The sequence below is a fragment of the Nostoc sp. FACHB-888 genome (assembly GCF_014696655.1).
Taxonomy (GTDB): Bacteria; Cyanobacteriota; Cyanobacteriia; order Cyanobacteriales; family Nostocaceae; genus Nostoc.
On sequence record NZ_JACJQM010000412.1, the window covers coordinates 1 to 1,830 of the forward strand.

Genomic DNA, 1,830 nt, shown 5'->3' on the forward strand with positions numbered 1-1,830 from the left:
AGATGCAGCTAAGGATCGTAATTATGTGAATGATTGTTATGAATTAGTTCATAACCAAATGCAAGAAGAGCTAAATCAATTGGTTATAGATACTCAAAAATCCCCATAGAATCAAAATATTTCAAAAAAATATGTAAACAGTCTGGGAAAATCTTATTTATGGAAATTGCATAAAAACAAGCTTTAACAATAGTTACATCAGTGATATAGCAATCCTATCGCTGGCTAATTCCCCGATTTAGCTGCAAATCCAGTTAAGACTGCGGATTTTGCCGAAGCCCTAACAAATTTCCGTCAATATCCTTGAAGGTGGATAATTGCACTCCGTGACCGACATCTGTAATTGGCCCAACTGAAACTCCTTTTTCAGTCAAGCTTTGACGAGCAGTAACTATATCATTGACAACAAAGGTATTAACGGTATTACCTGGTTCAACTAAGTTACTCAAGTTCAATCCGATTGCAAAGCGTGGAATATCAGAAAAACTAAATTGTCTCCAGCTAGGTGTGTCATATTCTTCTTGAGGAACTAACCCAAGCTTGGACTTGTACCACTCGGCACTAGCTTCGAGATTAGTAACGTCTAGTTTAGTAACAAAACTATATTCGCCAAAAGTGTTTTTTAATGTCATATTCTACTGTGCTAATCCAGAACTTTTGTAATATGGCTATTATAAGCTTTTTAGCAATTGAGGAGAAGAAAGAATAAAATCGCTCAGAAGCTTGTTCTTTTTCTTGATTCATATATCTCACTGCCTGCAAGATGTAACTCAACTACTCAATCGACCTTGTTCGACTAGTAATATAACTAGTGTCAGATGTGAATCAGACAATTTAGTAAGCGATTAGTTCGCACGAGCGACTCATTGATACACAATTGCACTGAAGAATCAGACGTAACATCCAGTCTCAACATTTCTACGCCTGGTGAAGCTGGATGTTCTTTGCTGCTCGTACCAAAAACACAATAAGGTACAGCAGCGAGTTTTTGAGCAATTAACTGCCCAAATCCAGATGATGCACCTGTAACTAGCACGACCTTTTTATCAGTCATCTGTTTTCCTTTTTAGAATATAAATACGATTTCATATAACGTTTTATAGCTAAAGAAAAATTTGATTTTTGTATCAATTTATCTGTTCTACACTAGCTTAAGTGCAGAACAGCTAAATGATACTTGGTGAAACTTTTAAAATATCCTCTTAAACTAAATTAAAATTTCCCACTACTTAGAAAGTGTAAAATATGTTGAGAGGTGATTTTTGGCTGTTCAATTTGAGGGGTATGACCGCAATTTTTGAGCAATATTAGTTGAGAGTTGACAATAGATTGCTGAAATTTTTCTGCATCTTCAGATGGCAGCATATCATCAGCTTCTCCCCATAAAATAAGTGTTGGTTTATCAACTTGGGCAATTCTATTTGCTAATTCACTATAACCACCAGATTTTACATAAGAAATCATGGCATCGTTCCAACCAGGCATTTCTTGGTGTAACATGGCGCATTGAATAGCCAAAAGTATTTTGGCATCTAAATTAGGTAACTTACTACATAAATTTAATGCTAAAATGTGGCGTTGACGTAGATATTCTACAGCCAAAAAGTCAAAAGGAGGAAACAAGTATTTGGTAAAGACGGGAGAATTAGTGTAACCTAAACTATTAATCAATACTAGTGATTTTACAACTTGAGGGTAAGTGAGAGTAAAATCAATTGCAGTTGCACCCCCCATTGATGCACCTACTAGTATTATCGGTCTGTTGATTAAAGTTTTCCAAAAATCGTAAAGATGAATTTTAATTGTAGTTGGACTGTAATTTATTTCTCT

General features: G+C 35.2%; 3 protein-coding genes. All 3 read right to left on the minus strand.

The window, feature by feature from the left end:
* Positions 1–254: 254 nt before the first annotated feature.
* Positions 255–632: a VOC family protein gene (locus H6G26_RS41495; protein ID WP_190737942.1), complete on the minus strand. Its 378-nt coding sequence runs from the start codon at positions 630–632 to the stop codon at positions 255–257.
* Between the two features lie 182 nt (positions 633–814).
* The gene (locus H6G26_RS41500) at positions 815–1,054 is read right to left on the minus strand and encodes an SDR family NAD(P)-dependent oxidoreductase (protein ID WP_190737944.1); all 240 of its coding nucleotides are present in this window, start codon (positions 1,052–1,054) and stop codon (positions 815–817) included.
* Positions 1,055–1,212: 158 nt separating this feature from the next.
* Positions 1,213–1,830, minus strand: a 618-nt coding sequence (locus H6G26_RS41505) for an alpha/beta hydrolase (protein ID WP_190737946.1), incomplete at its 5' end; no start/stop codon positions are given.